We start from the raw sequence: 23,673 nt of genomic DNA on the forward strand, positions 1-23,673 counted from the left end.
TCCGAAAAAGAGCCGTTCAGGCTCTTTTTTTGTCTCTTCCTCTTCCCTTCCTTTTCCTTTTAAAAATGATCCGCTCTGCGCAAACTATTTTTTACCCTGTCCCGTCTATCCTTAGGCAGCAGCCTATGATACGTATTTTTTAAAAAGGAGCCCTTTGAAGCAATGAAGAACGAAACAGCCAAAGCGTCGCTTGTGACGTGCATAACTGAGCGCAAAGAAGACTTTTACCGGCTTGCGTACAGTTATGTAAAGAACAAGGATGACGCGTTAGATATTGTTCAGGAATCAATTCAAAAAGCGTTGACATCGGTCGAATCCGTCAAAAACCCCGATGTAATCAAAAGCTGGTTTTATAAAATTTTAGTGCGCACGGCCATTGATTTTCTCCGCAAACAGAAAAAGCTAAAAGTAATGGACGATGAAACGATCGAGTTTTTAAGCCGCGGAAAGGAAGATCACTACAAAGACACAGACCTTCACGAAGCGCTTGATGACCTGCCGCATCCATATAAAACCATTATCATTCTGCGTTTCTTTGAAGACCTGAAATTAGAAGAAATCGCAGACATCACGGGGGAAAACATCAATACCGTTAAAACACGCCTTTACAGGGGGCTGAAGCTTATGCGCATTCAGCTGACGAAGGAGGATCTTTCTTAATGGAAAAGAGATTAGAGCAATTAAGGGAAGAGTACAAAAGTGTGCCCATTCCTAAGGAATTGGACAGCATTGTCGAAAAAGCCCTTCAGCCAAAACCGAAGAAAAAACGAATCGTGATGTGGCCGACATCTGCGGCAGTCGCTGCGGCCGTTTTATTTACCGCCGTTGTCAATATCAATCCGGATGCCGCACAGGCCATGTCCAAAATCCCCGTCATCGGCAAAGTCGTCCAAGCCATCACGTTCGTGGAGATGAAAGAAGAAAAGAACCAATCAAGCATTGATGTGAAAACACCCGCTCTATCCGGCCTTTCGAATCATAAACTTGAAGACAGCATCAACCGGCATTATATGAAAGAAAGCAAAGAGCTGTATCAGGAATTTATGAAGGCGACCTCAAAAAGCAAAAAAGGCCACCTCAGCATCTACAGCGATTATGAAACCGTGACTGATACAGCGGATCTGATCTCAGTCCGCCGTGATATCGAAAAAACACAAGCTTCCGCTTATACGCAAAGCCGATACATCACGATTGATAAAAAAAATGAGGCCGTGCTTACGTTAAAGAGTTTATTCAAAGATGACCGTTATATCAAAGTCATCAGCCAAAATATTAAAGAACAAATGAAAAAACAGATGAAAGAAGACCCGAATAAAATATACTGGGTCGAAGATGATGATATGGCGGAGCCTTTCAAATCCATCCGCGCTGACCAAAACTTTTATATTACAGATCAGCACAAACTTGTCATCTCATTTGATGAATATGAAGCGGCACCCGGATATATGGGCGTTACAGAGTTTACAATACCGACCTCTGTCATCTCAAAACTGCTTGTCGGAGACCGCTACATCCGGTAAAAGAAAAAAATCCATGATATCCGCAGATCATGGATTTTTTCTTTTTCCCGCAACAGCCATTGCGCAAGGGAACCCTTTCATATAACAGACGCCGGACAGGGGCAGAAAAGTTTAAGAGAATCAGAACATTTCATTCATTTTTTCTGAAACAAAATCCCCTTCCGAATGCGTCTATTTAACGGAACAAATGGAAGACTGTACAGAAATCTGCCATAGCCAACCGCAAAACAGCGAGAATTTCCGCACACATTATTGGAGGAATACCATGTCAGACAAGTCACTGCACCACCGCTATATTCCCGGACTGGATGGACTTCGCGCCTTTGCCGTCCTCGCCGTGATCGCCTATCACCTGAATTTTAATTGGGCCGACGGCGGTTTCATTGGTGTTGATATCTTTTTTGTTTTATCGGGATATTTAATTACATCCATTATATTGCCTGTCCAAGGCAATGACATTACCCTTGATTTGCGTGATTTTTGGGTGCGCCGGATCAGACGGCTTCTGCCGGCGGCTTATCTCATGATTATCACGACAGTCATTTGGGTCGTACTGTTTAACAGCGAGCTCCTGCATACCGTACGAGGAGATGCGGTCTCCTCACTTTTTTACATAAGCAATTGGTGGTTTATCTTTCATAAACTTTCTTATTTCGACAGCTTCGGCTCCCCTTCGCCATTAAAAAACCTGTGGTCGCTGGCGATTGAAGAACAGTTTTATATCTTATGGCCCTTTTTGCTGCTTGCGGGAATGTACATATGTAAAACACGGGCCCGGCTTGCAGCTGCAGTCATGTTCCTCGCCTTATGCTCAGCAGTCGTAATGAGTATGATGTATGTGCCCGGCGGAGATCCGAGCCGCGTTTATTACGGGACGGACACCCGTTCATTTGAATTGCTGATCGGCTGCGCTTTAGCTTTAGTGTGGCCGATGAAACGATTATCTTCCAAACGGCTGCCGAGCAGCATGAAACATCTGCTGCACGGGGCAGAGCTTGCCGCCTTTGCCGCACTGGTGCTTTGCGTATTTTACACGGATGAATATGAACCCTTCCTGTACAAAGGCGGCATGCTTTTGATCAGCATCGCCGCAGCGGTTCTTGTCGCATGTATATGCCATCCGAGCAGCTTTATAGGATATGTCCTTTCATGGAAGCCGCTTCGCTGGATCGGAACGAGATCATACGGAATCTATCTTTGGCATTACCCGGTTATCGTGCTGAGCACCCCGGTGCAGGAAATCGGAAATCCGGTTTATTGGCATTGTGCCGTCAGAATCGGCGTCACTTTCATTTTGGCCGAGCTTTCTTATCATTTCATTGAGAAGCCGATCCGCTCTGCAGGCTTCCGGCCTTTTTTACGCCGCGTGTTTCTGAACCGCTTTTTGGAATGGAAGACGTCCTCTGTCATCAGCAGAATGTCGCTCGGCCTCATTCTTGCCGCCATTCTCGTATTTGCGGGCGGGCTGTCAGGGATAGCCGAAGAGAAAAAACAGCCGCAATGGACGTACGCGCAAAGCGAGCAGCAAGAAACAGCTGCCTCTTCGCACAAAACGGCCGATCACGATCAACCTGCTAAAGAAGAGGACAGCAAGAAAAAACACGGCGGCGAAAAAACGGATACCGCATCAGACAACAACAAGAAAAAACCAACAGGCAAATCAGATACGAAGAAGACGAAAGACAAAAAGGAACAGTCATCTCAAAAAACGGCTGACCCAAAACAAGCACAGCCTCAGCAAGACGTGCTGGCCATCGGTGACTCGGTGATGCTGGACATTGCGTCATACCTGCGGCAGTCCCTTCCTCATGTCACCATCGACGGAAAGGTAGGAAGACAAGTCTCTCAAGCACTCCGGCTCACTTCGGAATATGCGTCATTTAATCAGCCGAATAAAGCGGTCATCATCGAGTTAGGGACGAACGGCTATTTCACAAACAGCCAAATTGAATCACTGATCAGCTCCTTCTCAAAAGCCGATATCTATCTTGTCAACACGCGTGTACCGCGGCAGTGGGAAAGCAAAGTAAACGAATCATTGCGCCAGCAGGCCGAGTCACGCAAAAATGTGACCCTTGTCGATTGGCACGCAAAAGCATTGCAGCACCCTGAATACTTCACACCGGACGGCGTCCATCTCATACCTGAGGGATCAAAAGCGCTGACATCCCTCATCGTCCAAACAATGAAATCATGACAAAAAAAGAGGCCAAAAAAGGCCTCTTTTTCGTATATGTCAGGCAAGCTTCTGTCCGCAATTCGGGCAAAAATTCGCGCCTTCCGTTTTCGTTCCGCAGTTCGGACAAAATTTCGGCTTAGCCGCCCCTTCTGAGCCGTTTGCCTGCGCCGTCCCCTGATTTTGCTGACTTTGATTCTGCTGCGGCTGGTTCTGCTGATTTTGATTCATTTGGTTCATCATTTGATTGGCCATATTCATTCCCATCATCATGCCCGCCATGTCGGAGGCAGCACCGCTTCCGCTCATTTTGCCGGATGACATTCCGTCCGTCATGGAAATCTGCTGATAGCGGTTCACATCGCCCACCATACCGTAAGAAGCGTTTTTCGTAATCATATCCTGCACTTCCTGCGGATAGTTAAAGCTCATAATATTGAAGCCCGTAATCGACATCCCGTCTCCGATCAGCTGCATATCAAGGTCTTCTTGAATCCCTTTTCCGATTTCAAATGAATTCGACTGCAGATTGAACATGTCTTTTCCTTCTTTTGTGATCCATTTCATCAAAAGCTGATCGAGAATAGACGTAATCCGGATTTTAATGTCATCCACTAAATAGCTGTCCTTGACACCCGCAATCTTATCAATCAATCCGATGTAGTCAATGACCTTGAAGTTAAATGTGCCGTTTGCTCGGATCGGCATACCGCCCGGCATTCCCGCCGCCGGAATGTTAATGGCGTTTTTCGTGCCCCACTTCACGGTGAACTCCTTCGTATTCACAAACAGCACTTCAGCCCGCATGCCGCTGTTAAAGCCAAACTTAAATCCTTTTAATGTCGATAGAAACGGAATGATTTCTGATTCGATATCATAATCGCCGTCATCACGGAAAATCCCTTCAATCTTCCCATTATATAAAAAGATGGCATCCTGTCCCGGCCGGATGATCAGACGGCTGCCTTTTTTAATTTCACGGTTGTTCCATTTATAGAAAACCATGTCGTCTCTGAATTCTTCCCATTCCACCACATTTGCTAACTGATTTCTGAAAAAGCCCATGTATGTTCAAATCCTTTACGTTAAATTTAAAAGCTTCCCTTGCTTCCGCTGTAAGACGTGCCGCCCCTCGTGACTCCGCCGTCATTGTCATTATCTTTGTCAGGCTTTCTTTCCCTTGTCACGTCCGTTCGGATATATGTGTCGTGCTGGTCCAGCACTTCAGACGTATCGTGATCCATATACGTGCTTCCGTTGACGGTGACCCTGCCGCCGGAATTGTACACCATCACGGTGACGGCGATACCGGCTGCGGCTGCGGCGATAATCAGCTGAAACCACCATGTGAGCAGCAGATTGTCAGACTTGCTGTCCGGGCTTTTCCCCATATCTTTATAAGACATTTTAATGTAGGTCTGAAATGCCTTTTCATAATGACCTGCGGAAATGTCTGACGAAATCGTATTCCTGATCGTATTCAGCCGGCTGCTGTTCAAATACGTCTCCGCCTTTTTATACCCGGAGATAAACACTTCCCGGTCCTTCATATCAATGGTTAATATCGCCGTGCTTCCGCTAAAATGACTGTCATAAAAATCACCGGCATACTGCTCGATGTCCTTACCGCCCGTTCCGTTTGCGGTAAGAATGATAAAATCGGTATGGCGCTTTGCCCCGAGCTTCCCCGCCAATTCCTCAAGTTTCTTCGTTTCATCCTTCGTTAATAAATGAGCATTGTCATAAACATATTGCTTCTGTTCTGCAGCAGACGCTGTTGTATGTAAAGAAAAAGACAGCATCAGAAAAAGGACGAAGCACAAGAGACACGCTTTTTTTATTGATCCTCTCATCAAAAACCGCCTCCTATCATAAGTGAGACGAGTCTTAATGCTAAAAACGCACCGGCGGTTATGCCGCCGAACCACGCAGCCACTTTTCCGGCACTGATCGGCGGTTTGCCGACAACCTTGCCCGTCTGCCCGTTCATCGCAAAAATGTGCTCAGTCCGCTCATAATCGTAGCTGATCATCCAGACCGGAAGCAGCACGTAAAAGCTGCTGATCTTATCCGTCTGAATCTGTTCATCCGTTATGTCAGCCGTCGTATAGCCGGAGAAGGTGGATCTGATATAAGAATCAATATAATGGCTGATTTTATCCTTCGCCCGCGGAAAGAGATCGTCATCGGTATAATTGTACTTTTCCGCTATATAGCCAGCTAAATAAGCCGTATTAAACTCCTTCAGCTCACTGTAAGCGTAAGGCTCCAATTTGTCCATTAATTCATCATTCATTTTTTCTGAAGCGTCGACCGGAATTTTGAGATAATCGAGATTGATATCACGATACGCGTTGTAATATTCGGTCTCCGTCACCCGGTATTCTCCATCATCATAATGATGCACTCTCGTACAAACGGCATTGACCTGAACCTTGCTGTTTAAGTCAAACATCCAAAACGGCACGTACATACCGGTTATACTCTTCACCCGATCGGCAGTCATAAATCCCCTCGGTGTCAGCCGGCCGTTTCGGCACCACTTTTTAAAAGCGCTCATGGCCTCTTCTTTACTGATCGTAAAAGGAATCACCATGGAAGGCGCGAGGTTTCCTGATAATCGGTCGGCGAGAACGGCGGCTCCTCCGCAAAATCCGCACGTCGTGGCAGTCGTTTCCGCCTCAGTCATCAGAACCGCGCCGCAGTTCTCACAGCGGTACTCGTTCGCCTCATTTTCGGAAAATCTCGTCGTAATATACTCCTTTGGCAGGCTTTCAATCTGATCCTGCCGCCCGCAGCTGTGACATGTCAGCATGCCGGATGAACTGTCAAAGACCATATCATCTCCGCAGTTCGGACATTTATAAGAAATGATCATTCTGTTTCTCTCACTTTCTCTTTATATCGGACAAAGCTGCAGCCCGCTTTCTATTGATCTTTACTGAAAAGCATTTTCTGCTTGAGCGCCGCCAGTTCATCATCAACACTGCTTTGATTGCTGTCATATTTAGCCGTCAGCTCGTCAATATCGTCTTTCGGAGACGCGTTCAGCTCAGCCATCGCATTGGCATGATCAAGCGCCCGGTTGACCTTGTCTTCCATTCTGCCGAAAGCGGTCATCGATTGGCCGGCATTTGACACAGAGGACCCCAGTTTATTCATTCTTTCCTGTGTTTTCGCCACAGACCACTTCGCTTTGATGGCATTTCGCCGCGACTCAAGCTCACCGATATCAGCAACAAGCTTGTCATGCATTTTGCGCATTTGAGACGCGTTGGAAGAAGCGAGCTGATAAGCCGTTTGAAGCTCAGTCAGTCTTGATTCAACAGCCGCTTTCCTTTCCAAAAATGTCCGCGCATCGGTTTCATTGCCTGCCTGTAAAGCTTTCATCGCGTAGCTTTCCATCTTTTCGGCATCGGCCTGACATTCCGTCAACGCTCTTTTCGCCCGCTGTTCCTCAGCCATGACAGAAGCCGTCTCCGCCTTCACTCTTCCTAAATCACTGTTCAGATTCCGCAAATATTGATCAACCATTTTCTCAGGGTTTTCAGCTTTATCCAGCAACGCATTGATATTACTTGACATAATGTCTTTAAATCTTCCTAAAATACTCATTTTTCATTTTCCTCCTAAAGTTAAATAGTAACAAGTTCACAGTTATATATACTGATTTTTTTCGAAAAAAGTTTCATTTTCTCATGAATTTATGTATTTTTATATGAAAATAGTCTTATTAAACCCATTTTTGCCGGCGGATATTCTTCATAACCAGATACAGTGAAAACAAAAAATAAATAAACAGCCCGATCATCAATCCGCTCACTAACGGATAATGCTTAGCAGAATACACAAAGAAATCCAGCTGTGATATCTGCTCGGGCCTTGTAATTGTATCCGTCCCATTCAGCAGCTTTGAAAATTTAGCCGTATAATTCCAATCAAACAAATCAGTAACAAGCTCACTCCCCTGATACCAATTCACAGCAGCGAGACAGAAAAAACAAAAAACAGAAAACGCGCATTGCACAATAAGAAAAATATGTTTCATGAATATTCCTCCGCAGTCCAATATTTAAAGACCGTCACCCTGTACATGACGGCAGCAGCAGAAACTTGGTTTTACTCGGGATCTGATAAAAACGTTATTGTATGTACTTCACAATGGTTCAATTTACTGGATATCTCTATAGAGTATACCGTATATCGAAAAGGGTTTCAGTCCTAAATAAAAAGGATGCTTCCCGGAAGTCCGATGACTTTCAAGAAACACCCTCCATATTTTAAAGTGATACTTCAACCTCTTTTAAGCTCGGCAAAGCATCGATCGCACCGATTTTGGTGCACACGAGCGCCCCTGCCTTATTGGCAAATGAGACAATATCACGCAGCTTCGCAAAATCAGCGGCTGCCGTCTGAATCTCATCAATGCGTGCCAGCTGATACAGCGCCGCGCCGACAAACGCATCTCCCGCTCCCGTTGAATCTATTGATGTCACCTGAATACTCGGAATGATGTCAAGGTCCTTTCCATTTGAAAGAAGGGTTCCGCTTTTTCCGAGTGTCACCGCCACAATGCCGGCCCCGATCTCGTGAAGGATCGCAACACCTTCTTTATGATCCTTCGCACCGCTGATGATCTCAAGCTCCTCATCACTGACTTTCACAAAATCACTTACGGCAATTGCTTTTTTTGCGGTGTTTATAAACTCTGAAACTCTTCCCTTCCATAAATCCTCACGGTAGTTAGGATCGAAGGAAACAAACTGTCCATTGTCTTTCGCAATCGACATCAGCCGTAAATAGGCTGAGCAAAACGGATCTGATAACAGTGCCGTCGCTGAGCCGAAATGAAGGATTTTCGCATCGTTTACCTTTTCCTGATCAATATCCTCAAGCGTAAACAAAGCGTCCGCTCCTCTGTTAAACACAAAGTCGCGCTCCCCATTTTGTTTTAATGAAACAAACGCCAGCGTTGTAGGCGCTTTCTCATCCATGACGAGCATAGAGGTATCGACGTGTAGGGCGTCTAATGTCTGCTTCAGAAAATACCCGAACGGATCCTTGCCTGTTTTTCCGCTGAAAGCCGCGTCTCCACCCAATTTGGCAATCGCTGCCGACACATTCGCCGGTGCCCCGCCGGCACTTTTTAAGAAATTGCGACCTTCCGTCAAATCGACATCCACATCGGTACAAAAGAAATCAATTAATAATTCTCCAATACAAATAACAGATTGGCTTCCCACATTATCACACTCATTTATCAATTCTCGATTATAGTTTCAGTATAGTGCTTTCTGTCATAAATACAACCGTTTACATTGAATATTTTAAATTTTACATATACTCATCTTGCAGCTCTTTGCTCCAGATCAGACATCATCTGCTGATATTTTTTTTCAGTTAAAGGATAAAAAGAAATAAGAATAATGGACAGCAGAATGAACAATCCCGGAATGAGCGCATTCATATTTTTAATCGCATTCAATGACGATGCCGCCTGTTCGGTATTCGCGGCATATCCCGCGATTCCGAGATAAACGGCCGAAAATGACCCGGCTAACGCAACTCCGAGCTTATTGATAAAACTCATGCTCGATATCACCACGCCATCTGCCCGGACCCCGGTTTTCCATTCCGCATAATCGACACAATCGGCAACCATTCCCCAAGCAAGGGTATTCAAAGGCGTCGTGAAAAATCCAGAAACAAAAAGCCAAAAGAAAATAAGCGGAATCGAGGAATACGATGTAAACTGAAGGCCCACATAAGAAATCAGCGATAACGCCGCCGTGATGATCATGACCTGCTTCCGGCCCCGCTTCTCAGCAAAGAAAGGAATAAACAGATTGCTGATCAGCGCCGCTCCGAAAAACAATACGGTTCCTAAAAACACAAATTCCTTATGGCTGACGTTATACGTAAAATAGTACACCATCGTGCTGAGCTTAATGTTAAACCCAATCGCAAATGCTAAAAATGAAGAGACCAAAATAAGCAAAGGCTTATTTCTGAACAAAACAGATAACGTTTTTTTCATTCCTTGTTTTTTTCTTTTTTCAGGCTGAATCCGCTCCCGCACTGTAAAGAAACTGAACAGATTCAACGCGATGCTCACCGCCGCATAAATAAGCGCCGTCATCTGGAAACCAAATGCCTGGTCTTTCCCGCCGATGGCGTCCGCAAGCGGTGCCGCACAGGAAATCGATAACAGAATTCCGATATAAACCAAAATCATCCGTGTCGTCGTCAGAACCGTCCGTTCCTCCACGGAATTCGTCATCCGCCCCGTTAAGCTGTTGACCGGGATCGTCTGCATGCTAAAGGACATCCCAAGCAGAATATAGGTGATGTACGCGTATACCATGTTTCCTGTCTCGCCGAAATGAGGGGTCGTGAAGCATAAGAACGTAAATAGCGCAAAAGGAAATGCCACCCACAGCAGATACGGCCTTGCCTTTCCCCATCTAGTATTCGTCTTGTCTAAAATCACGCCCATAATCGGGTCAAAAATAGCGTCGAGCACCCTTACGATCAGAAACAAAGCTGCAATAACGGCAGGCTTAATGCCGCCGACGTCTGTATAGTAGAATAATAAGTATGCGTTTACAAACTGAAAGATCACATTGTACGACATATCGCCGAACCCGTATCCGATCCGTTCCATCCAGGACAGGCCGCGATGTTTTGTCTTTATTGCCGCTGCTTTTTCTGTTTCAATCATCATATCCCACCCCAAGAATCCGTTTTCATTTTTTGATAAGCAAGAGGGAGAATACAAAGATCCTCCCCGTTCACTCAGCGATTTGGATATACCATCACTTTTAAGCATTCATTTTTGTATTGAAAGGCGCGTTCCATCGCCTCTTGCGTCTTCTCAAGCGGATATTGGTCCGTTACAAGGTGCTTCGTGTCCACAATGCCGGAAGCGAGAAATTCAATTCCCTTCGGATACGTATTGGCATAACGGAAGATTCCGTATATATCAATCTCGTTATCTGCAATAAACGGCACATTGAGCGGAATCTCGTTCTGAGAAGGCAAACCGACAATCGCCAGTTTTCCGCCCCGGCGCACGGAAGCCAGTGCGGATTGCAATGCCGCCGGATTCCCCGCTGTTTCCCAGGCAGCATCAACTCCTCTTCCATTTGTGATCGTTTTGATTTCTTCACCGGCATCCTGTTCCCGGACATTGATGACATGCGTCGCTCCCATTTTCTTCGCGGCTTCTAACCGCAGCGGCTCCAAGTCGGTCACAATGATTGTGCCTGCCCCGTATGCTTTCGCTGCCGCAACAGCCATTAATCCAACAGGCCCCATTCCCATAATCGCAACCGTTGATCCGGGCTGAAGCTTCGTTCTCGCGGCCGCATGAATGCCGACAGAAAACGGTTCTATCAAAGCCGCATCTTCATAGGATAGTGAATCCGGAATCGAGAAAACAAAGTCCTGACGCATTTTGATATATTGGACAAACGCGCCGTCTACCGGCGGCGTCGCCAAAAACTGTACATCCGGACAAAGGTTATAACGCCCCTCCTTGCACGCCTCACAGCGTCCGCATGTGACACCCGGTTCGACAGCGACACGGTCTCCTATGTTAAATTGATCGACAGACGATCCGACGGCGGCAATTTCTCCCGCGCATTCATGACCGAGGATAAATGGTTTTTCCACTACATAATTGCCGATTCTGCCATTTGTATAGTAATGCAGATCAGATCCGCAAATTCCGACAGCCATCACCTTTATCAATACTTCATCCTGATTGATCTCAGGCACGGGCAATGTTTCGATTTTGATTTCTCTCGTGTTATGCATAACCGCCGCTTTCATGTTTTGAGGCACTGTGTGAGTCATTTGGCAAAATCCTTTCTCTGCTCTGAAATGTAAGTGCATACATTTTTGTTTTCTCTGTTACTGCCTCCATTTTATCTGCTTTTCAAGACGTGCAAAAGCCTTTCCTGCTGTATAAAAAGACAGCGGCACTGTACTTTTTATTTTTTCATATACAAAAAACACTGAATTGATAAAATAGTACTAATAGGAGGTGCAGGCTAATGGCTGAACTTGAAAACCGGACACAATTTGCAGAACTGCTGGCGCCTGCCGTCAAATCACTGAAACTTCATCCTGATTACAAAATCAAAAGGACAAAGAACGTAAAAGCAGGACAGTCTTATATAGACAAAATTGCACTCCGATTAGGCGTATCCTCTAACACGATCAAAAGCTGGATCGGACAGATGGGCGCAAACTACATTCCCGGACGAATTGACGACGGAAAGCTGTTCGGCATGATCTGGATTATTATAGAAAAGACCGACATGGATCCTGAATGGCTGACCGGCCTTCTGGAAAACACCACGATCCCCGTCATCAAACCCGCATTGCCCGTTTGGACGGCGTCTTGTCTAAAAAAAGCAAAAATACGCCGTAAAGACGGATCATTCGGAGCGCCGACTGATGAAGATGTTGAAAAAGCAGTGAAGCGGCTGTTTCATGACAGACCAAGCCATGAAACGAATGCGCTTACAGAACAGTCCGTCACGCATAACTTACCGTCACGCCGGACCGGAAACTTTATCGGCCGCGGCTTTGATATAGAAGCGATCCGCCAATGGATGCTTTCTCCGTCACCGGTCTGTTTGATCACAGGCTGGGCCGGCATGGGAAAAACAACGATCGCTCTTGAAGCAGCCTGCCTTTGTGCCGGAGGTTCTTCAAATTGGCCGGCATTCAACAGCATCATCTGGATCAGCGCTGACTGGAAAGGATTAAGCTTCAGCGATTTTTTAAACACGATTGCCTACCAGCTCGGACGCACCGAACAAATCGACAAATCCATCAACGAAAAAAGGTTCGTCGTCCGCAATGCATTAGCCGCTCATTCAAATGAAAAACCCGTGCTGCTGATCGTTGACGGCATTGATACAGCGGAACGTGACATTCACGAATTTATCATCGGCCTTCCGCAAGGCGTAAAAGTCCTCCTTACGGCACGGGAAAACGTAAAACAGACATACCGGGACGGCCTCGGAGAACTGGCGGCCATCCAGCTGAGCGGTCTTGAACAAACGGATGCCCTTGATTTTTTCCATCAAGAAGTGCACCGCTGTCTGCAAACATGCAATCTCCCGCATAAACGGGAAAAGCTGGAGCAGCTGTTGCAGCTATCGTCTGACCTTAAGAATGAATTCGTCTCGGCAGCCGCCGGCAACCCGAAGGCCATGGCACTCAGCATTGCATATATGTCAGACGACGACATCCCCGCTCCCCAGCTCATTCAAGAGCTTAAACAAGCGGGTTACTCATTATTGGAATTGTTTGAGGTTCTCTTTGGCCGCACATGGGACAGATGTCATGAAGACACACGGAAACTATGGCAGACGCTTTGCTTTTTCTCTAAGCCCCCTGACGAAAAAAGCTTGGCTCAAGCGGCCGGATTAGACGCCCGCCGTTTTCATTACGCGATTGAGCAAATGCGGTCATATGCTTTAATACAGCCGGAACGAAGCGAAGGAAGAATTCAATACGCAGCCCATCAAACCGTTGTCGCTTACGGAGAACAGCACTTATCCGAAAATCATGATTTTGCAAAAGAAGCCCGATGCCGCTGGGCGCATTATTATATGGATTATGCGGAAACCCATATAAAACGGGAACAGCCGAATTCCATCTATTGGAGCTATCTGCTGGGACGGAATTTAGAGCTAATGAAAAAGGAATGGCCGAATATCTTGAAGGTCATCGAATGGTCGAGCGAAACCGGACAACATGAAATCCTGATTAAACTCATCATCCGTATCAGCCATTTTCTAAGCAGAATCAGCCTGCCCCTGCGAATCGAATACGGATTAAAAGCCGCCGATGCCGCCCATCAATCAGGAGAACACACACGGGAAGCCTACTTCAGGATCGACACGGCAGGCTGGGCGCTGATGGAAGTCAACGATTCAGACGGAGCTCTCAGGCAAATAGAAGCCGGCCTGAAGATACTCGAACAATCAGGCGCGCCGGATCACGATGACTTAAAAGTATGGGGAACTGCCCTGCAATCGAGGCTGCTGTTAAAAACCGGAGAACCGGACAAAGCGGCAGCAATGCTGGACGGCATCAAAGATCAGCCCGTCTCGCCCATTATCCGGCACAGGGTTCTTCTGGTCCGCGGCGACCTGAGTTTCGCCCGCTCTCACTATGAAGAAGCCATCACATTATACGAAGCGGCAAACACAACCAGCGCCGCATACGGCGGCGAAAAAACGATAGAAGCCTATTTTAACCTGGGCATGGCTTACGTCAAGTGTGATCAACTCGAAAAAGCGGAAAAAGCCTTTAAACAGATGCTCTATGACAAACACAACGCCAATCAAGTTGAATTGATCTACTATCATTACGGAATGGCACAACTGTTGTACCGAAAAGGAGAGAAAACGAAAGCAATAGAATCGAATCAGAAAGCCATTCGTCTGATTGATTCGTGGGAGCCTGGGATTGGGATTCGGGGTGAGGTGGAGCAAATGGATATTCTCATTTAAAAGACAACTACATTACGGCTAGCGGTACGAGCTTTGAAAAACACTCATGACCTTGTTGTTTTTAAAGATAAAAAGGTATCTTAATCAATACAGTAAATTGATTAAGATACCTTGATTGAAAAATTAATATTTCACAGAAAACAAATTTCTAAAGTTAAACTTTTTAACAACAAGAGGTTAATACTTATACAGCCGTATTAATGCTGTACTGTAATATAATGTTTTAGTTCACCTGACCAATATCTTCCTCCCCAATCCTGTCCAACTTGCACATCATACTTACCTGCAGGAAGATTTTTCGTTGAAAAACTCACACGAAAATTACGTGAACCAATACTATGCGAAATATCTTTTCTGGCAAATACTTTACCTTTATTATTTAATATAATTACTGAAAAGCCATTCTCTAAATCCCTAGCCAAAGTACCCGTAACCACAATGGAAGTGGCACTTTTCGTATATGTATTAGCATCTGTTTTAAATTTGATTGTACCTTTCGAATCCATAGCTAAGGCTTCTGACCCGCCTGCGAAAATGGCAACACCCAAAAGCACTGCTGTAAACAGGGTCATTACTAACTTTTTCATCTTTAGAATTCCTCTTTTCTTTTTAATATTTTAAATCCACAATTATAATAACATATTTCCCTAAAAAAAACAGAGGTTTTTCCATATCTTTCTTCTAAGAAGTGAATAAGTATGATAGAAATTTATTAATAATAATGCAAATTTAAGGTTCTTGTGAAATGAAGCTTAAAATTTGAAGTATCAGATCTATAAAACCTTTGCCAAGGTGCCCTTCCAAGCGCCCAATGAATATGGGGTAGAAAACACAATGTGAATAACAGCATGATAAGTGACACTATCCCTAAATATTTCCTCATGTTTTCCCCTTTCTCTTTCCTTCCATACTATTAAACAAGACTATTCTAATACCCTTGAACTGCATTTAAAATTGGCTTAGTGTTATTATTTAATAAAGATCTGTGCAATGAAAACTCTTTCTGTCCGATATACCCTTAAGTATTCCTAATCAACATTATGCTGGTGAGTTCAAATATTTCTTAATTCAAACTCTAGTTCTTCTGCTCTTTTTCAAGATCCAAACAAGTAATGCAATAAAAATGATGTTAATTATAAACGCAGAAATAACATAAGTTTCATCTGAAACGCCAATATACTTCCCTTTCGATTCTAAGAGATTCCTTACTTGCTTACTCCATAAAGAACCATTCAGCGAACTATCGTCTGCTCCAAATGTAATTTGTGCTGTTTCCTTATTGCTGTTTGTAATATTAACACCATAAAATACTGTATACCTATTGTTATAAAAGATAGGCATATAAGAATAGTCAGAAACTAAAGGCTTTACCTTTTTGGCAGGTAATGCTACGTACAAAATCGCAGAATAATTACCTACCCCAGTTTCAAATTGCTCTGCTTTAATAAGCTTCGTGTTTGAAGGTAGATCAATATTATAAAAATGCTCAAAAATTTGAATATCTTCTTCCGAAAAATCTGTTAATTGGTAGTAATGCGGATCAATAATACATTTATGAAAATACCATCCATTAAACAATAAAAAACAGGCACTTATTAAAATTACTAATACTCCCTTATATATAATCTTTAACTGTATCACAATGATATGCGCCCCCATAGCATGCCTTATAACGCTTTTGCCTTGAAAATAAATGATAAAAATAAAAAAGGGGCCTCTCACAAGTTCATTAAACTTGTGAGGAGGCCTTAATATAGTGTTACACCTGACAAACCCTCATAAACCAAGGGGAACATTTGTATATATACTTTAAAAAAAGTACATACTAAAATTATAACATTTATGTATTGGAGGAAATGATAATAATGGGATATTATGTTGATTTTAAAACCGGTACAGTAAAAGATTCTGGTACTGATGCTACTGTAACTCTTGTCATACAGGACGAACAAAATAAACCACATCGTTTTGAAATTTCTGATACCAATGGTAACTGTTTTGAATCAGGGAGTTATACTAGTTTTTCACTTCACCCTGCCAATGATTTAGGTAACATTAATACAATTAACGTTTCACATGATAATACTGGAACGAATCCCGGCTGGTATCTAGAATTTGTTATCATTCGAAAAGATGGTGAATATTGGTCATTCCCTTATTCAGGTTGGATTTCTCAAAATACATCTCTTTCCATTTCACTCGAAAAATTCCCATTACCTTTATCCTCTAATACTATAATTAAAGAAATACCAAAACCAAAAGAGGAAGGACTTTCATAATAATGGGACTATATTATGTTGATTTTAGAACTAGTACAGTAAAAGATTCTGGTACTGATGCTCCCATAACTCTTATCATACATGATGAACAACATAAACCACATTGGTTTAAACTTTTTGATCCCAAAGGTAACTATTTTGAATCAGGAAGTTTTACAAGTTTTGAAATTGAAACTATTAATGATTTAGGTTCAATTCCTTTGATTAAAATTTGGCATGATCAAACAGGAACCAATCCTTATTGGAATTTAGAATTTGTTAGCATTCGAACAGATTCTAGTTTTTGGTTATTTCCGCATTATGATTGGCTTGAAAAATCAACTACAATAACACCAATATCATGTGGAATTAAGACATCTGGTGATATTAAAGAATTTCCAATTACCTAAAATTAATAATAATTTAATAAGTACACTTATTTTAAATATCCTTTTTATATTTCTAGATCTTGTACCTGACGCTTGGATTGTTTTCCTAATCCCACCGACATATTGGAAGAACGACATCTACCTTATCTGCTCAACATTCTTATCGATCCCAATTCAAGACATTTTCATCCAAGGGTCCAGGTATCAAAACGCGAAAAATTCACTCTAAGATTTTGTTTAGAAGATCTTGAGTTTCTGAACACCTTGTCGCTAAAGGATATAAACGTTTCCCTCCTATTTAGATGTCCAATAACTCATCTACTTCTAAATATAACCGCCAAAATTTAAACGATGAGAGCTTTTTTTAATCTTAAATATCTTCAGACCATAACTTCATGTGGATGACCCCAACGCGTTTCAGTTGAATTTGTCTACATATTCCTGAGTTTTTCATAACAGAATCAGTTCCCCTATTGTCACACATTTGAAACACCATTTCAAAATTTAAGGTAAAAATATGGTGTCCTTAGATCTTTTCAACTTGGGCAAATTGCAGAAAATGCTCAAAAAAGCCACTGAGTTTGCAGACTCATTGGGGCTTTTTGGATATTATCTAAACTTAAATAAATATATAAGTTTAAATGTCATTTTGTCATGAAAACCTATAAAACGTGATCATAATTAACTTTTTAATATATGACAAAACTTTGACATGATCGTCATATCGATTCATCTAAAAATATACATTTATTTAACGAATAATCATTTAATGTGAAAAAGTTATATTTTATTCCAATCACTTTTTCGCAATGAAATCCCTCTTCTGTATGCATATACCAAAAGTTGTCCTTGTTTCTCTTAAGCCTGGGATTTGTCGTAGAATATGATTGGTTTCAGGAGAATTTTTTAGACATAATGCTTTTGTTTAATAGATATTTGCGCCAGATTTCTAATGAGCATACTTTCTCTCTTAAAGATGAAACAGCGAGTGTTAATATCAGGATTCAGGTTTTATCTTTGCAGACAACATTGGTTATCCGATAGTGATGAAACTAGTAGCGATCCGACTCCAAAGGTTACTTAGAAAGCTTGAGATTAATAAGCATATTACTCCTCATAGCTTCCGACACATGCACACCTCTCTTCTTTTAGAAGCCGGAGCCGGCTTGAGAGAGACTCAAGAACGACTTGGGTCATTCAGACATTAATACAACCATGAATATCTATGCTCACATGACCAAAAATATAGAAGAAAAGACCTCTCATAAGTTCAGTGAACTTACAAAAGGCCTTCTCTAATGAGTGATATTCAGTTATAAAAATAACCGAAGTTAACAAAAATTTAGCAAATCATGTTTCAAAACCTCATAAACCCTCTACGATCAAGGGTTATAGGCGATGATTACATCATGCCGCCCATACCGCCCATGCCGCCCATGTCAGGCATTCCTGCACCGCCGGCATTTTCTTCCGGTTTGTCAGCGACAACGGCTTCAGTTGTCAGGAGCATTGCTGCTACAGACGCAGCGTTTTGCAGAGCAGAACGCGTCACTTTTGTCGGGTCAACGATTCCTTTTTCGATCATGTTTACCCATTCGCCGGTTGCAGCGTTGAAGCCTACGCCGATTTTTTCGTTTTTCAGGCGCTCAACGATGACAGATCCTTCAAGACCAGCGTTGTGCGCGATTTGACGGATCGGCTCTTCAAGCGCGCGAAGCACGATGTTGATACCTGTTTGCGCATCGCCTTCAGCTTCAACTGCAGCGACTTTGTTGTATACGTTGACAAGCGCTGTACCACCGCCGGATACGATACCTTCTTCAACAGCTGCGCGAGTTGAGTTGAGGGCGTCTTCGATGCGAAGTTTGCGCTCTTTCAGCTCAGTTTCAGTCGCAGCGCCGACTTTGATGACAGCTACGCCGCCGGCAAGTTTCGCAAGACGCTCTTGTAATTTTTCTCTGTCGAATTCAGAAGTTGTTTCTTCCACTTGAGCGCGGATTTGATTGACGCGTGCAGCGATTTTTTCAGTGTCGCCTGCGCCTTCTACGATTGTTGTGTTTTCTTTCGTTACCACAACTTTAGAAGCGCGTCCCAATTGTCCGATTTCAGTAGATTTCAGGTCAAGACCTAAATCTTCTGTGATCACTTCTCCGCCTGTAAGAACGGAAATGTCTTCAAGCATTGCTTTACGGCGGTCACCGAAGCCAGGAGCTTTAACGGCAACAGCGTTGAATGTGCCGCGAAGTTTGTTGACAACGAGTGTAGCAAGAGCTTCACCTTCAACATCTTCAGCGATCAGAAGCAATGGTTTGCCTTGCTGTACAACTTGCTCAAGCACAGGAAGGATTTCTTGGATGTTTGTGATTTTTTTGTCTGTGATTAAGATGTAAGGATTATCAAGAACCGCTTCCATCTTATCAGAGTCAGTCACCATGTAAGGAGATGCATATCCGCGGTCGAATTGCATACCTTCCACAACTTCAAGCTCAGTTGTGAAGCCTTTAGACTCTTCGATTGTGATGACGCCGTCGTTTCCTACGCGCTCCATTGCTTCAGCGATAAGGCTTCCGACTTCCTCATCAGCAGCAGAGATCGCAGCAACCTGAGCGATAGACTCTTTGCCTTCGATCGGCTTAGAAATTTCTTTTAAGTTTTCGATTGCAACAGTTACAGCTTGTTCCATACCTTTACGTACGCCGACAGGGTTAGCTCCCGCAGTTACGTTTTTCAGGCCTTCACGGATCATAGCCTGCGCAAGAACTGTTGCAGTTGTTGTACCGTCACCGGCAACGTCGTTTGTTTTGCTGGCTACTTCAGCTACAAGCTTCGCACCCATGTTTTCAAACGCGTCTTCAAGTTCAATTTCTTTTGCGATTGTCACACCGTCATTTGTAATTAACGGAGAACCGAATTTTTTCTCCAGAACCACGTTGCGTCCTTTTGGCCCTAAAGTTACTTTTACAGCGTCAGCAAGCGCATCGACACCGCGAAGCATAGCGCGGCGTGCTTCTTCACTAAACTTAATATCTTTTGCCATGTTAACGAAACCTCCTCGAATTTTTAAAAGTATTTATTTGCTTAGCCGATAACAGCTAAAATGTCGCTTTCACGTAAGATTAAGTATTCAGTACCTTCGTATTTCACTTCAGTACCGGCGTATTTTGAGAAGATAATGCGGTCGCCCTCTTTTACTTCTAAAGCAACGCGCTCTCCGCTTTCCAACACGCGACCTGAACCGGCTGCCACGATTTTGCCTTCTTGCGGCTTTTCTTTTGCAGAATCCGGTAATACGATTCCGCTGGCAGTTTTTTCTTCAGATTCTACGAGTTCAATGACAACGCGATCACCTAATGGCTTTAACAATGTAATAACCTCCTCAATAGTATGAATATGTAATTTTAGCACTCAGCTCTAAAGAGTGCTAACACAATTATTATAATAAAGAATCTCACTTCCAATTTCAAGTCATAAGAATAAAAAATTTTCACGCTTACATCATTCTCTCTTACAGCGATTTTCTCCTTTTTTCACGTCTGGTTCACTTGTGTTACAATAAGAACAAATAAGTTGATTTTATAGGATAAAGGAGTACATATCATTTGAGAAAACAGTATTGGTATATCATTTTGACATACGTTATCATGCAGCTTTCCGCATTGATCGGCATTCCTTTAATGTACAAATTCGGCTATGCGGGCGGGCATCCTACGAATGCGAATCTCACCATGGCTCAGGGGATTTATTCCGTCGTAAGCTTTTTTATCTGCCTGATTATCGTTCTCTTAATTTTGAGAACCGCGCCGAAGCAGACATTAAGAAACGGGAAGAAAGCATCCGCCGGCATGTCCGTTCTCTGGGCGGTCGCGGGAATATGGCTCGCTTTATTTTCTCAGGGTATCGCCGGAATGATTGAGCAGTATGTCTTTCACGTGAACAGCGGTTCTGAAAACACGAAAGCCATTCTCAACATTATTAAAGCCATGCCGCTCATGATTATCGTTTCTTCTATCGTCGGGCCGATTCTTGAAGAAATCATTTTCCGGAAGATCATCTTCGGTGTATTATATGAAAAAACGAATTTCTTTTTCGCCGGACTGATCAGTTCCGTCATTTTCGGCATTGTGCATCAGGACCTCACACACCTGCTGCTATATACGGCTATGGGCTTTACCTTTGCGTTCTTGTATGTGCAGACGAAACGGATTATTGTGCCGATATTCGCCCATGTCATGATGAATACCATTGTCGTGGTCATGCAGCTCGGCCCCGCCCAAAAATATATTGAACAGCATAGTGAACAAATGCAATTAATTATTGGAGGATTGTTTGTATGAGGAACCCAATGACTTGGGGCTTGATTTATTTCGCAGTCGGCTGTATCTTTACGTATTTGGCCGCAAGCTCGCCGGGAAGCATGTGGTCTTTTTATTCCATACTGCTGATGGTTTTCGCCGCTTATAATATCAGCATCTCGTTTAAAATGTTCGCTTTCTCATTTAAAGTGAAGAAAAATCAAAAATAAAAGAAAAGCCATTTCTCATCATCGAGAAATGGCTTTTTTATGCTGATACGTCCTGGTCGGATTCACTGCTGCCGGTCTGCCTTTTCCGGTACGCCGCTTTTGAGATCAGGATACTGATCTCATATAAAATGCAAAGCGGAATCGTAATCATCAAGTGAGACAGCAGCTCAGGCGGCGCAATCATCGCGGCGATCACGAGCAGCACAAAATACGCGTACTTCCTGATCTTCGATAAAAACATCGGTGTGACAACCCCGAGCCTCGTTAAAAACATGATCAGCACCGGCATCTGAAACAGCAGCCCGAACGGAATCGTCAGCTGCAGCAGAAAATGAAAGTACTCGCTGATTCCGATCACTTGGTTGACATCGAGGTCATTCGAGACCCGCTTCATAAAATCAACGACCAGCGGAAATAAAATATAATAAGAAAATGACACACCGCCGACAAACAGCACGATCGAAATCGGAATATAGCTGAGTGTTACTTTGCGCTCCTTTTCATACAGCCCCGGGCTGACAAACGCCCAAATCTGATAGAGAATAATCGGCGAAGTCAAAATGATGCCGATAATAAACGCGAACTGCAAAAAGATAAACAGCGGATCCGTCAGGTTAAAAGCATTAAGGGTGAGCTCTTTTACTTCATCGGCTTTTTGAAGATACACAATGATAGGTTTTGCCAGAAAAAAGCCGGCAATAAAGAAAACCGTAAAGGATAACGCCACAATCAGCAATCGTTTCCGAAGTTCGGCAATATGCTCCACAAGCGTCATTTGATTCACTCTCATACGCGTCATCCTATCTTACTGTTCTTCTTTCTTTTTTTCCTCTTCTTCACCGGCTAATCCCTTAGTGGCGTTCTTAAATTCACGAAGCGTGTCCCCCGCGGCTTTTCCTAACTCGGGAAGCTTCTTCGGACCGAAAATAATCACCGCCACCACACCGATAACAGCCAGGCTTCCAGGACCGATCATGTGCAGCTCCTCCTTTCGTTATTCAATTTCTTCCAAAACAGAATAATGCTTTAAGAAATAAACCAATGATTGAAGCTCTACAGCTAAATCTATATGATGAATTCGAATGTGATCCGGCACATTCAAACGGGCCGGCGTAAAGTTAAGGATTCCCTTGATTCCGAGCGACACGAGCCGATCGGTGATTGACTGCGCGGCAACCGCCGGAACGGTAAGAATCGCCACGGGTTCATCCTTAATGTGAAGTTCTAAATCATTAAGATCATAGACAGGCACACCGCCTACCTCAGTTCCTATTTTACTCTGATTCACATCAAAAGCCATAGATATTTTTGTGTTATTATTTTTTGTGAAATTATAGTGAAGAAACGCCGTCCCTAAATTCCCGACACCGATCAAAATGACGTTCGTCGTTTCATCCTGATCCAATGTTTTTCTGAAAAATGACAGCAGGTAATCCACATTATAGCCGTATCCTTTTTTGCCGAGCGCCCCGAAATAGGAAAAATCCCGGCGGATCGTGGCCGAATCGACTTTTACCGCATCGCTCAGTTCAGCAGATGAAACGCGCTGCTTTCCTGACGCGTGTAAATTCTTTAAAAAGCGGTAATAAAGCGGCAGCCGTTTTGCTGTCGCCTGCGGAATTTTTGATTGATCCTTGTTCATGATTGGTCCTCCACTTTATACTCAGATGCATCTCTTTTAAAATCACCGTTTTTGCCTCCCGTTTTTGCCATGAGGCAGGTCGGGCCGATGACCATTCCTTTATCCAGCGCCTTGCACATGTCATAAACGGTCAAAGCACAGACTGAAGCGGAAGTTAGCGCTTCCATTTCCACACCTGTACTCCCTTTCGTTTTTACGCTTGCCTGTATATGAAGAACGGCTTCGGAATCCTTTTCCTCCCAGCCGAATGAAATGTCGACGCTGCTTAAAGAAAGCGGGTGGCACATCGGGATAATCGCTGAGGTCTGCTTTGCAGCCATGATTCCGGCCACCTGTGCGACAGCCAGTACGTCTCCTTTTCCGATCTCGCGGTTTTTGATTCTGCTGTACACGTCATGCTTCATGTGTACGCTGGATATCGCAGCGGCAGTACGGACTGTTGAAGATTTATCGCTTATATCCACCATGCGGGCACGGCCTTCTTCATTAAAATGAGAAAATCCATTCATATTTAAACTCTCCTTACTTCTGATCATACACTATTTTCTCCCTGATGTCTTATCCTATAATGTTCCAATTCTGATGTATTGTTTGCTGACAGCAGGTTGATAAGCTACACTTAACTTATTAT

25 protein-coding genes are annotated in these 23,673 nt (G+C 43.6%); 9 read left to right on the forward strand and 16 right to left on the reverse strand.

The window, feature by feature from the left end; translation table 11 throughout:
* Positions 1-162 precede the first annotated feature (162 nt).
* The 3 genes from ICW23_RS17165 to ICW23_RS17175 all read left to right on the forward strand — a co-directional run bounded on the left by ICW23_RS17165 (position 163) and on the right by ICW23_RS17175 (position 3,717).
* The gene (locus ICW23_RS17165) at positions 163-660 is read left to right on the forward strand and encodes an RNA polymerase sigma factor SigV (RefSeq protein WP_045926857.1); all 498 of its coding nucleotides are present in this window, start codon (positions 163-165) and stop codon (positions 658-660) included.
* Positions 660-1,520 carry an anti-sigma-V factor RsiV gene (gene rsiV / locus ICW23_RS17170; RefSeq protein ID WP_016937047.1) on the forward strand — a complete coding sequence of 287 codons (861 nt, stop codon included), beginning with the start codon at positions 660-662 and terminating at the stop codon, positions 1,518-1,520. Before ICW23_RS17165 ends, rsiV begins: the two co-directional genes overlap by 1 nt.
* Before the next feature lie 265 nt (positions 1,521-1,785).
* Positions 1,786-3,717, forward strand: coding sequence for an acyltransferase family protein (locus ICW23_RS17175; protein WP_188154848.1), 1,932 nt, complete (start codon positions 1,786-1,788; stop codon positions 3,715-3,717).
* A gap of 39 nt (positions 3,718-3,756) precedes the next feature.
* Here ICW23_RS17175 and ICW23_RS17180 read toward each other — a convergent pair whose 3' ends face one another.
* The 8 genes from ICW23_RS17180 to gutB form a co-directional block, all read right to left on the reverse strand.
* Positions 3,757-4,761, reverse strand: coding sequence for an SPFH domain-containing protein (locus tag ICW23_RS17180; RefSeq protein WP_016937049.1), 1,005 nt, complete (start codon positions 4,759-4,761; stop codon positions 3,757-3,759).
* Positions 4,762-4,787: 26 nt separating this feature from the next.
* Positions 4,788-5,549: a TPM domain-containing protein gene (locus ICW23_RS17185; RefSeq protein WP_188154849.1), complete on the reverse strand. Its 762-nt coding sequence runs from the start codon at positions 5,547-5,549 to the stop codon at positions 4,788-4,790.
* Positions 5,549-6,574 (reverse strand): TFIIB-type zinc ribbon-containing protein, encoded by a 1,026-nt coding sequence (locus ICW23_RS17190; RefSeq protein ID WP_188154850.1) that lies wholly within the window; start codon positions 6,572-6,574, stop codon positions 5,549-5,551. Before ICW23_RS17190 ends, ICW23_RS17185 begins: the two co-directional genes overlap by 1 nt.
* Positions 6,575-6,624: 50 nt before the next feature.
* The gene (locus ICW23_RS17195; protein ID WP_188154851.1) at positions 6,625-7,311 is read right to left on the reverse strand and encodes a PspA/IM30 family protein; all 687 of its coding nucleotides are present in this window, start codon (positions 7,309-7,311) and stop codon (positions 6,625-6,627) included.
* A gap of 118 nt (positions 7,312-7,429) precedes the next feature.
* Positions 7,430-7,744, reverse strand: a complete 315-nt coding sequence (locus ICW23_RS17200; RefSeq protein ID WP_188154852.1) for a DUF4306 domain-containing protein — start codon at positions 7,742-7,744, stop codon at positions 7,430-7,432.
* 232 nt (positions 7,745-7,976) lie between these two features.
* Positions 7,977-8,939: a carbohydrate kinase family protein gene (locus tag ICW23_RS17205; RefSeq protein ID WP_188154853.1), complete on the reverse strand. Its 963-nt coding sequence runs from the start codon at positions 8,937-8,939 to the stop codon at positions 7,977-7,979.
* 101 nt (positions 8,940-9,040) lie between these two features.
* Positions 9,041-10,417, reverse strand: a complete 1,377-nt coding sequence (locus tag ICW23_RS17210; RefSeq protein ID WP_188154854.1) for an MFS transporter — start codon at positions 10,415-10,417, stop codon at positions 9,041-9,043.
* A gap of 74 nt (positions 10,418-10,491) precedes the next feature.
* Positions 10,492-11,553: a sorbitol dehydrogenase gene (gene gutB / locus ICW23_RS17215; protein ID WP_188154855.1), complete on the reverse strand. Its 1,062-nt coding sequence runs from the start codon at positions 11,551-11,553 to the stop codon at positions 10,492-10,494.
* Between the two features lie 200 nt (positions 11,554-11,753).
* Here gutB and ICW23_RS17220 point away from each other — a divergent pair, with 200 nt between their 5' ends.
* On the forward strand, positions 11,754-14,231 hold the full coding sequence (locus ICW23_RS17220) for a tetratricopeptide repeat protein (RefSeq protein ID WP_188154856.1): 2,478 nt from the start codon (positions 11,754-11,756) through the stop codon (positions 14,229-14,231).
* A gap of 197 nt (positions 14,232-14,428) precedes the next feature.
* Here ICW23_RS17220 and ICW23_RS17225 read toward each other — a convergent pair whose 3' ends face one another.
* Positions 14,429-14,818, reverse strand: coding sequence for a hypothetical protein (locus ICW23_RS17225; RefSeq protein ID WP_016937058.1), 390 nt, complete (start codon positions 14,816-14,818; stop codon positions 14,429-14,431).
* A 481-nt stretch (positions 14,819-15,299) separates the two neighbouring features.
* The gene (locus ICW23_RS17230) at positions 15,300-15,872 is read right to left on the reverse strand and encodes a hypothetical protein (RefSeq protein WP_016937059.1); all 573 of its coding nucleotides are present in this window, start codon (positions 15,870-15,872) and stop codon (positions 15,300-15,302) included.
* Between the two features lie 224 nt (positions 15,873-16,096).
* Here ICW23_RS17230 and ICW23_RS17235 point away from each other — a divergent pair, with 224 nt between their 5' ends.
* From ICW23_RS17235 to ICW23_RS19295, 3 genes are all read left to right on the forward strand, one after another.
* On the forward strand, positions 16,097-16,510 hold the full coding sequence (locus tag ICW23_RS17235) for a PLAT/LH2 domain-containing protein (RefSeq protein ID WP_016937060.1): 414 nt from the start codon (positions 16,097-16,099) through the stop codon (positions 16,508-16,510).
* 2 nt (positions 16,511-16,512) lie between these two features.
* Positions 16,513-16,899: a PLAT/LH2 domain-containing protein gene (locus ICW23_RS17240; RefSeq protein ID WP_016937061.1), complete on the forward strand. Its 387-nt coding sequence runs from the start codon at positions 16,513-16,515 to the stop codon at positions 16,897-16,899.
* 1,025 nt (positions 16,900-17,924) lie between these two features.
* Complete coding sequence (locus ICW23_RS19295; protein WP_223152434.1) at positions 17,925-18,086, forward strand: tyrosine-type recombinase/integrase; 162 nt, start codon at positions 17,925-17,927, stop codon at positions 18,084-18,086.
* Between the two features lie 194 nt (positions 18,087-18,280).
* Here the strand turns inward: ICW23_RS19295 and groL are convergent, their stop codons facing one another.
* Positions 18,281-19,915 carry a chaperonin GroEL gene (groL, locus tag ICW23_RS17250; RefSeq protein WP_003155941.1) on the reverse strand — a complete coding sequence of 545 codons (1,635 nt, stop codon included), beginning with the start codon at positions 19,913-19,915 and terminating at the stop codon, positions 18,281-18,283.
* Between the two features lie 41 nt (positions 19,916-19,956).
* Positions 19,957-20,241: a co-chaperone GroES gene (groES, locus tag ICW23_RS17255; RefSeq protein ID WP_003155970.1), complete on the reverse strand. Its 285-nt coding sequence runs from the start codon at positions 20,239-20,241 to the stop codon at positions 19,957-19,959.
* A gap of 236 nt (positions 20,242-20,477) precedes the next feature.
* Here groES and ICW23_RS17260 point away from each other — a divergent pair, with 236 nt between their 5' ends.
* Positions 20,478-21,212 carry a CPBP family intramembrane glutamic endopeptidase gene (locus tag ICW23_RS17260; RefSeq protein WP_060963432.1) on the forward strand — a complete coding sequence of 245 codons (735 nt, stop codon included), beginning with the start codon at positions 20,478-20,480 and terminating at the stop codon, positions 21,210-21,212.
* Positions 21,209-21,400 (forward strand): YdiK family protein, encoded by a 192-nt coding sequence (locus ICW23_RS17265; RefSeq protein WP_003155975.1) that lies wholly within the window; start codon positions 21,209-21,211, stop codon positions 21,398-21,400. Before ICW23_RS17260 ends, ICW23_RS17265 begins: the two co-directional genes overlap by 4 nt.
* A 37-nt stretch (positions 21,401-21,437) precedes the next feature.
* Here the strand turns inward: ICW23_RS17265 and tatC are convergent, their stop codons facing one another.
* The 4 genes from tatC to moaC are packed head-to-tail and all read right to left on the reverse strand — an operon-like array spanning position 21,438 to position 23,551.
* A complete protein-coding gene (gene tatC, locus ICW23_RS17270; RefSeq protein ID WP_095241917.1) occupies positions 21,438-22,199 on the reverse strand; it encodes a twin-arginine translocase subunit TatC in 762 nt (253 codons plus the stop codon).
* 6 nt (positions 22,200-22,205) lie between these two features.
* Positions 22,206-22,376, reverse strand: coding sequence for a twin-arginine translocase TatA/TatE family subunit (locus ICW23_RS17275; protein WP_003155981.1), 171 nt, complete (start codon positions 22,374-22,376; stop codon positions 22,206-22,208).
* Positions 22,377-22,394: 18 nt separating this feature from the next.
* The gene (locus ICW23_RS17280; protein ID WP_016937064.1) at positions 22,395-23,042 is read right to left on the reverse strand and encodes a redox-sensing transcriptional repressor Rex; all 648 of its coding nucleotides are present in this window, start codon (positions 23,040-23,042) and stop codon (positions 22,395-22,397) included.
* Entirely contained in the window at positions 23,039-23,551 is a 513-nt protein-coding gene (gene moaC / locus ICW23_RS17285; protein WP_099744433.1) for a cyclic pyranopterin monophosphate synthase MoaC, read from the reverse strand. The genes ICW23_RS17280 and moaC overlap by 4 nt, the downstream gene beginning before the upstream one ends.
* Between the last annotated feature and the right edge of the window lie 122 nt (positions 23,552-23,673).

Source organism: Bacillus sp. 1021 (genome assembly GCF_014534735.1).
Taxonomy (GTDB): domain Bacteria; phylum Bacillota; class Bacilli; order Bacillales; family Bacillaceae; genus Bacillus; species Bacillus siamensis.